This is a genomic window from Glutamicibacter sp. AGC84 (genome assembly GCF_053543575.1).
Window position 1 is genome coordinate 21,082 of sequence record NZ_JBLVOC010000005.1, and the last position, 7,934, is coordinate 29,015.

Annotated in this window: 7 protein-coding genes; 6 read left to right on the forward strand and 1 reads right to left on the reverse strand. The window is 63.1% G+C overall.

What is annotated here, in order from left to right; translation table 11 throughout:
• Nucleotides 1-19 precede the first annotated feature (19 nt).
• The gene (locus ACNPN0_RS01870; RefSeq protein WP_448937602.1) at nucleotides 20-1,342 is read right to left on the reverse strand and encodes an MFS transporter; all 1,323 of its coding nucleotides are present in this window, start codon (nucleotides 1,340-1,342) and stop codon (nucleotides 20-22) included.
• A gap of 226 nt (nucleotides 1,343-1,568) precedes the next feature.
• Here ACNPN0_RS01870 and ACNPN0_RS01875 point away from each other — a divergent pair, with 226 nt between their 5' ends.
• From ACNPN0_RS01875 to mnhG, 6 genes are read left to right on the forward strand one after another with little or no spacing between them, the layout of a single operon-like run.
• The gene (locus tag ACNPN0_RS01875) at nucleotides 1,569-4,538 is read left to right on the forward strand and encodes a Na+/H+ antiporter subunit A (protein WP_448937603.1); all 2,970 of its coding nucleotides are present in this window, start codon (nucleotides 1,569-1,571) and stop codon (nucleotides 4,536-4,538) included.
• A complete protein-coding gene (locus ACNPN0_RS01880; RefSeq protein WP_105657017.1) occupies nucleotides 4,535-4,984 on the forward strand; it encodes a Na(+)/H(+) antiporter subunit C in 450 nt (149 codons plus the stop codon). The genes ACNPN0_RS01875 and ACNPN0_RS01880 overlap by 4 nt, the downstream gene beginning before the upstream one ends.
• Nucleotides 4,981-6,582, forward strand: a complete 1,602-nt coding sequence (locus ACNPN0_RS01885; RefSeq protein WP_448937604.1) for a Na+/H+ antiporter subunit D — start codon at nucleotides 4,981-4,983, stop codon at nucleotides 6,580-6,582. Before ACNPN0_RS01880 ends, ACNPN0_RS01885 begins: the two co-directional genes overlap by 4 nt.
• Before the next feature lie 8 nt (nucleotides 6,583-6,590).
• Nucleotides 6,591-7,220: a Na+/H+ antiporter subunit E gene (locus tag ACNPN0_RS01890; protein WP_448937605.1), complete on the forward strand. Its 630-nt coding sequence runs from the start codon at nucleotides 6,591-6,593 to the stop codon at nucleotides 7,218-7,220.
• Nucleotide 7,221: 1 nt separating this feature from the next.
• A complete protein-coding gene (locus ACNPN0_RS01895) occupies nucleotides 7,222-7,488 on the forward strand; it encodes a monovalent cation/H+ antiporter complex subunit F (protein ID WP_105657014.1) in 267 nt (88 codons plus the stop codon).
• Nucleotides 7,488-7,892, forward strand: a complete 405-nt coding sequence (gene mnhG, locus ACNPN0_RS01900) for a monovalent cation/H(+) antiporter subunit G (protein ID WP_105657013.1) — start codon at nucleotides 7,488-7,490, stop codon at nucleotides 7,890-7,892. Before ACNPN0_RS01895 ends, mnhG begins: the two co-directional genes overlap by 1 nt.
• The last annotated feature ends 42 nt before the right edge of the window (nucleotides 7,893-7,934 follow it).

The following is a 7,934-nucleotide window of genomic DNA, read 5'->3' on the forward strand; positions in this document are numbered from 1 at the left end:
CCCGGTTTGGGGCTGGAAGCTACGCGGTGACCTTCTTGGGCGACCGGATTGGCAGGAGCAGGAGCAGGCCGAGCGCCAAGACCACCAGGATGCCCAGGATGCCGTAACGCTGGGCTTGGCCGGATGCCACCAGCGGGGTAGCGAAGGCGATGGCCCCGGCAAACAGCGCCGGTGCCAGGAAGGACACGGCGCGACCGGTGGTCGCGTACAACCCGAAGAGCTCTCCTTCGCGTCCTTCGGGAATCAAGCGCGAGAGGTAGGAACGGGAAGCTGCCTGTGCCGGTCCGACGAACAAGCACAGCAGCAGGCCGAAGATCCAGAAGCCCGCGGCTTCGGGGGAGAAGAAGACTCCGGCGCCGGCAACCAGCAGGCCGACTAGCGAACCGACAATGACCGCCTTCGGGCCCGCCACGTCATCGATGCGGCCGCCAAGCACCGCGCCCAGGGCCGCAACGACGTTGCCGACGATCGCGAAGATGATCACTTCGGTCAATTCGAAACCGAAGGTGCCCGCGGCAATGACGCCGCCGAAGGTGAAGATGGCGGCTAGCCCGTCGCGGAAGACGGCGGAGGAGCAGAGGAAGAAGAGCAGGTTGCGGTCGCTGCGCCACAGTTCCCTGATGTTGTTGAACAGCACCTTGTAGGTAAGCATCAGCGGGATTTTCTTCGAGGTGCTCGGTGGCGCTTCGGGGATCACGAAGAACAGCGGCAGCGCGAAGAGCAAGCACCAAACGGCAGAGAACACTGCCACCCAGCGCAAGTTCAACGATTCTTCGGTGCTGGCACCTGGCCAGTCCACGATTGGCTGCACGAACAGGAAGAGCACCAGGGCGAGGGCGAGGATTCCGCCGACGTAGCCCATGCCCCAGCCGAAACCGGAGACCTTGCCGACCGTTGCCTTGGTGGAAATCTGGTTCAGCACCGCGTTGTAGTTCACGCCGGCGAATTCGCCGAAGACCGACATGGCCGCGACGAGGATCGCGCCGAACCAGAGGTAGGAAGGGTCGGGGTAGACGAAGAAGCAGGCCGCGCAGATGGCGACGAGAACCAGGGTGTTGACCACGATCCAGAGCTTGCGCCGCCCGGCAACATCGGCGCGAAGCCCGGTGACGGGCACCAGCAGGGCGATGGCCAGTCCGCCGATGGCCAGTGCCTGCGAGAGGACCAGCGACGCATGGTCGGTGTCGCCGAATAGCTCGCTGGTGAGATAGACGGTGAACACGAAAGTGATCATGACAGCGTTGATCGCGGCTTGTCCCCAATCCCAGCTGGCCCACGCCCAGGTGTACTTATTAAGCCACTTTTCACGAATCGCCGACGGTTCGACCTGATTGATTCCCATGCTGGCATCGTACCTGCAACAGGTAATCAGGCGATGAATAGGAACGACCTTTTGGAGAATAGCGGCTAGCTTGGAAAATCAGCTGGTCGCGGAAAACGCAGGGAATATTCCTTAAAGGGCACATTCGTGCGATTGCAGGCAGGTCACGGCTGATAAAATTACAGATGCAGGCGCTTTTCGAAGTGCTCTGGATACTCTGCCCACCACCAGCCGACAGAGGAAAAGCGTGCTAATAATTCTCACTGCGCTGTTTGCCACCGCTGTTTTATGCCCATTAATATTCCGGGCCTTGAAACGAAACGGTTTTTACGTTGTGGCGGCCGTGCCCGCAGTGGGATTCATCTGGTTGCTGACCCGCATGCCGGCGGTGCTTTCTGCCGATAATTCCCTGGCCAATGGTGCGCCAAATGCGCCGCCATCGGTTCAAATGGAATGGATTCCCGGGCTGAATATCGCCCTGAATTTCCGCATGGATTCTTTGGCCGCGACAATCTTGCTGCTGATCCTCGGCGTGGGTGCGCTGGTGCTGTTCTATTGCGCCCGCTATTTCAAGAATGATGATCCGCAGATCGGCAGCTTCGCGGCGAAGATGGTCGCTTTCGCCGGGGCCATGACCGGCTTGGTCACGGCCGATGACATCATCATCATGTTCATCTTCTGGGAAATCACCAGCGTGCTTTCCTACCTGCTCATCGGTTTCAGCCAGGCCCTGATCACCGCGCGCCGTTCAGCCATGAACGCCCTGATCATCACGACCCTTGGCGGACTGGTGATGCTCGCCGGCATCTTGATGCTCGGCGCGGCGGCCGGCAGCTACCAGCTCTCGGAGATCATGGCTTCGGCCGATGAGCTGGTGGCCTTGGGGGCTTTCACCGATGTTGCGGTGGCGCTGATTATTGTCGGGGCGATCTCCAAATCGGCCCTGGTGCCTTTCCACTTCTGGCTGCCCGGTGCGATGGCCGCTCCGACTCCGGTGTCCGCGTACCTGCACGCGGCAGCCATGGTCAAGGCTGGCGTCTACCTGATCGCCCGCCTGGCTCCGGGCTTCGCCGAGACCACCCTGTGGGTCCCCATGACCGTAGGCATCGGTATTCTCACCATGCTCATCGGCGGTTACCGGGCGCTCAAGCAATACGACCTGAAGCTGATCCTGGCCTTCGGCACGGTCTCGCAGCTGGGCTTCATCATCGCGGTCTTCGGCTTCGGCACACCCGAAGCGGCTTTTGCCGCACTGGCCATGACGCTGGCCCACGGACTGTTCAAGGCGACGCTGTTCCTGAGCGTGGGCATCATCGACCACAACACCGGTACCCGCGATATCCGCAAGCTCAGCGGCTTGCGCCGTGCCATGCCGATCCTGGCCACGACCACCGGCATCGCCGCGGCGTCCATGGCCGGCGTGCCGCTGCTGTTCGGCTTCGTTGCCAAGGAAGCGGTCTACGAATCGGCCCTGCACCTGGAAACCGGGTGGGGGATGGCCGCGCTCGTCGGCATCCTGATGGGTGCGGCGCTGACCATGGCCTACTCGCTGCGCTTCTTCTTCGGGGCTTTCGGCGTGAAGAAAAAGAAGCTGCCTGCATTGCAGTGCAAGGCCCCGACACTGATCTTCCTGGCGCCCTTGCTGGTTCTTTCGGCGGCGACGCTGTTCCTGGGCCTGTACCCGCAGCTGGTGGAGCCGCTGGCCATCCACTGGTCGGCCGCGCAGGGCGGACCGGGCAAAATGCACCTGCTGCCATTTGCCGGCTTCAACGCGGCACTGGGGCTGAGCGCCATATCGGTGGGCCTGGGCCTGTGCTTCTTCTGGCTGCGTCACCGCACCGACACCGGCGCACCGCTGCGCCGCATGGTCACCTCGGCCGAGGAAATCTACCGCATGTCGGTGAACGTGCTGGACAAGGTGGCCATTTGGATCACCGGTCGCACCCAGCGTGGTTCGCTCTCCTTCTACCTGGGCGTCATCCTGGTCGTGGTGCTGGTGATTCCGCTGGCCATCGCGCTGACCGTCTACACCCCGTGGCCAACGAACTGGATCATCGCCGACCACCCGGCCCAGCTGCTGATCGGTGCGGTGATCATCGCCGGTGCGGTGGTCTCCATTACCGCGCCGAAGCGTTTCATGGCGGTGCTGATGGTTTCGGTGACCGGCTACGGCATGGTCGCGATCTTCGCCCTGCAAGGCGCCCCGGACCTGGCGCTGACCCAGCTGCTGGTGGAAACCATCGTGCTGGTTTCCTTCGTGCTCGCCTTGCGCGCCCTGCCCAAGCGACTGTGGGTGGGCCTGACCCGGATCAAGTGGGGCCGGGCCATCCTGTCGATCGCCTTGGCCGTGATGGTCGTCTACATTGCCATCGCGATGATGGCCGCCCGCAACGAGGCCCGCATTTCCCTGGCTTGGCCGGATCTGGCCTACTACGAGGGCTACGGCAAGAACATCGTCAACGTGGCCCTGGTGGACCTGCGCGTGTGGGATACCTTCGGCGAGATCACCGTACTGGCAGCGGCTGCCACCGGTGTGGCTTCGCTGATCTTCGCCGGGCGCAGCTTCGGCAACCGGGTGCGGGCCCACCAGGTGGCACCGGGCAGCATCGACGCGGGTTCCGAAGCCATGGGCAGCAAGGACTCCAAGGAAACCGGGCTGCGCATTGCCCGCCGCTTTGCCTCCAGCTCCAACCAGGACTGGCTGATGGCCGGCAGCACCCTGGTCGCCGAGCGCCGCTCGATCATCTTTGAAGTGGTCACCCGGCTGATTTTCCACACGGTGCTGATCACGTCGGTGTACACGCTGCTGACCGGGCACAATACCCCGGGCGGCGGCTTCGCTGGCGGGCTGATCGCCGGCTTGGCGCTGACCATCCGCTACCTGGCCGGCGGCCGCGTGGAACTTTCCGAGTCGATGCGCATCGCCCCGGGCATGCTGATCGGCGGCGGCATTGCGCTAGCCGGATTGGCGGGCATCGTGCCGCTGCTGCTGGGTGATGGCATCTTCACCACCTATGCCCTGGAATTCTGGTTCTTCGGCGAGCACAAGTTCGTTTCCTCAACGATTTTCGACATTGGAGTGTATCTGGTGGTCCTTGGCCTCGTGCAGGACGTGCTGCGTTCATTGGGCAGTGAGATTGATTCGCTCTCCGAGGGCCGCAGCCCGGTGGAGCGCCACGACGAGATCCAGGCCTCCCGGACTGGAGTTGGCCGATGAGCGTGAATATCACTTTCCTCGTAGTCACCGGTGTGCTGCTGGCAGCCGGTTTCTACCTGGTGCTCGAACGCACCCTGACCCGGGTGCTGCTGGGCATCATGCTGCTGGGCAACGGCATCAACCTGCTGATCCTCACCAGCGGCGGGCGCAAGGGCGCGGCGCCGTTGTTCAAGCCGGATGCGGCGGCCGACTCGTACTCGGACCCGCTGCCGCAGGCGCTGATCCTCACCGCCATTGTGATCACCTTCGCGGTGACCGCCTTCCTGCTGGCGATGATCTACCGGTCCTGGACCTTGACCAGCGCTGATGAGCTCACCGATGACACCGAAGATATCAAGGTGTCGCAGAAGACCGCCTACGACGAGGAAGAAGACTCGCCAGTGGCCGAGGATACGACCGAATTCGTTGATGAAGAAGGACGCCCAGTGCGCGAGGGGGAAGAGTGAATTTCCTGGATCTAGCCCCCTTGGCCGTGGTGCTGCCGATCTTCGGCGCCGGGGCAGCGTTCCTGGTCCGCCGCCAGGTCCGCCTGCAGCGCCTGATCACCATCGGCATCCTCTGCATCACACTGGTGCTCGAAGCGGGCATGCTCGCGGCCGTATGGGGCGGGGAAAGCTATGCCATCCATATTGGCGGCTGGGAGTCGCCCTTCGGCATCGCCCTGATGGTCGACGGGTTCAGCGCCTTCATGCTGCTGGTCTCCACCGTCGTCTCGCTGGCCGTGCTGCTCTTCGCCACCAGCCAGGGCCTGGCCGACGGGGACGAGCCCGGACCGGTGTCGATATTCCACCCGGCGTACCTGATCCTGCTGGCCGGAGTGTCCAACGCCTTCCTGGCCGCTGACCTTTTCAACCTGTACGTCGGATTCGAAATCCTGCTCACCGCCAGCTACGTGCTGCTGACCTTGGGCGGTACCGCCGAGCGCATCCGCGCCGGTACCACCTATGTGGTGGTTTCCGTGGTTTCCTCGGTGATCTTCCTGATGGCCATCGCGATGACCTATGCGGCCACCGGCACGGTGAACATGGCTGACCTTGCGGTGAAGCTGCCCGAGCTGGGCCAGGGCCCGCAGCTGATCTTGCATGTGCTGCTGCTGATCGCTTTCGGCATCAAGGCCGCGGTCTTCCCGCTGTCCCTGTGGCTGCCGGACTCCTACCCGACCGCACCGGCCCCGGTCACCGCGGTGTTCGCCGGGTTGCTGACCAAGGTGGGCGTCTACGCGATTGTCCGCACCGAAACCCTGCTCTTCCCGGGCGGCTCGGTCAACGCCGGACTGCTGGTGGTGGCGGCGCTGACCATGGTCATCGGTATCCTCGGTGCGCTGGCGCAGACGGACTTCAAGCGCATGCTTTCCTTCACGCTCACCAGCCACATCGGCTACCTGATCTTCGGCGTGGCCGTGGGCGGGCCGCTGGCCATCGCCGCGACCATCTACTACGTGGGCCACCACATCATCGTGCAGACTTCGCTGTTCATGGTGGCGGGACTGATCGAACGCCGTGCCGGCAGCTCGAATGTCACCCGGCTCGGCTCGCTGGCCAAGCTTTCCCCGGCATTGGCCCTGCTCTTCTTCATCCCGGCCATCAATCTGGGCGGCATCCCGCCGTTCTCCGGATTCCTGGGCAAATTCGGGCTATTGCATGCGGCCGCGCAGGATGCCGATCCGCTGACCTGGGTCGTGATCGGCGCCGGATTGCTGACCAGCCTGCTGACCTTGATGGCGATCATCCGCGTGTGGGCACGTGTGTTCTGGCGCCGTGCTGCTGATGCCGAGGTGCCCAACCAGGACCTGGTGGCTGAAGCGACGCAGGTCGCCGACGAGACGTTGGCCGGCGGCGCGCAGAACCCCCGCTTGGGGTTGAAACTGGCCAAGCAGCTGGAAGCCGACTCCTTGCCGTGGGGCATGCGCTACGCCACCGGTTCGCTGGTGCTTGCGGGCATCGCCCTGACCGTCCTTGCCGGGCCGATCTTCGATTTCTGCCAGCGGGTGGCTGCGGAACTGATCGCCCGCGAACCGTATATCAGCTCGATCTTGCCATTCTGATTGGAGGGATGATGCCGAACAAGAACTTTGAACCGCGTGACCAGCGCATTGACGATGCGCTGGATACCTCCGGTGTGCGCCACCGCGCGACACTCAAGCAGGAATGGCCGCTGCTTCTGCTGCTGCTCTTCGTCTGGGGTGCTCTCTGGCAGGACTTCTCCCTGGGGAACATGATCTTCGGCGTGATCATCGCGCTGCTGATCGTGAACCTGTTCCCGCTGCCGCCGGTGGTCCTTTCGGGCCGGATCAATGCCTGGTACTGCCTGAAGCTGTTCATCTGGTTCCTCGGACAGGTCTTCGCGGCCAGCGTCCACGTGGCCTGGCTGGCGCTGGTCCGCGGGAAGCGCACCCGCAGCGCGGTCATTGCGGTCCCGCTGCGCACCGACTCGGACCTGATCGTGATGACCGTGGGCCACGTGCTCACGCTAATCCCGGGCTCCTTCGTGATCGACGTGGACCGCAGCTCGTCGACTCTGTACCTGCACTACATCGACATCGAGTCGCCTGCGGACGTGGAGAAGGCGCGTTCCGGCATCCGGGACATCGAACGCCGGCTGATCATGGCTATCGGCAGCCGAGACGAGTACGAAGCGATCAAGAGCGAATGCGGACCGAACTTTGATGCGAGGAAGGGGTAACATGCTGGATATCGTCATTTGGATCTGCGGCATCATGCTCGGGCTCGGTGCTGTCGCCTGCCTGGTCCGTGTTGCCAAGGGGCCGTCAATCCTTGACCGGGTGCTGGCCCTGGACGTGATGCTGCTGATCATCTCCGCCGCGCTGTGCCTGGAAATGGTGCTGCACAAGCACACCGACTACTTGCTGTTCGTCGTGGCCGCCTGCATGCTCGGGTTCATCGGTTCGGTGACCGTCTCGCGCTTCGTTTCGGATCAGAGGAACGCCTAATGGAAATCTTCCTCGATGTCCTCGTTGCCGTCCTGCTGATCCTTGGCTGCCTGATGTCATTGATCGCAGGTATCGGCTTGCTGACCTTCCCGGACATGCTCACCCGCATGCATGCAGCGACCAAACCGCAGGTACTCGGCTTCCTGCTGATTTTCGCTGGACTGGCCATTTACCTGCGCAGCTGGGCTGTGGTCCCGGTACTCGTGCTGGCCTGGGGAATGCAGCTATTGACCGCACCGGTTTCGGCCCACATGATTGGCCGTTCCGGCTACCGGACCAAGCACGCTGCCAAGGAAACCCTGTTCTCCGATGAGCTGAGCCACGTGGTCAACAAGGTCAACGGAACACCGCCGACCGGAACCACCCCGGTTTCCAAGACCGGATCGCCAGACGAACAAGATTGAGAAAAAGCGGGAGCCGCCCCTCTGGGCGGCTCCCGCTTTTGG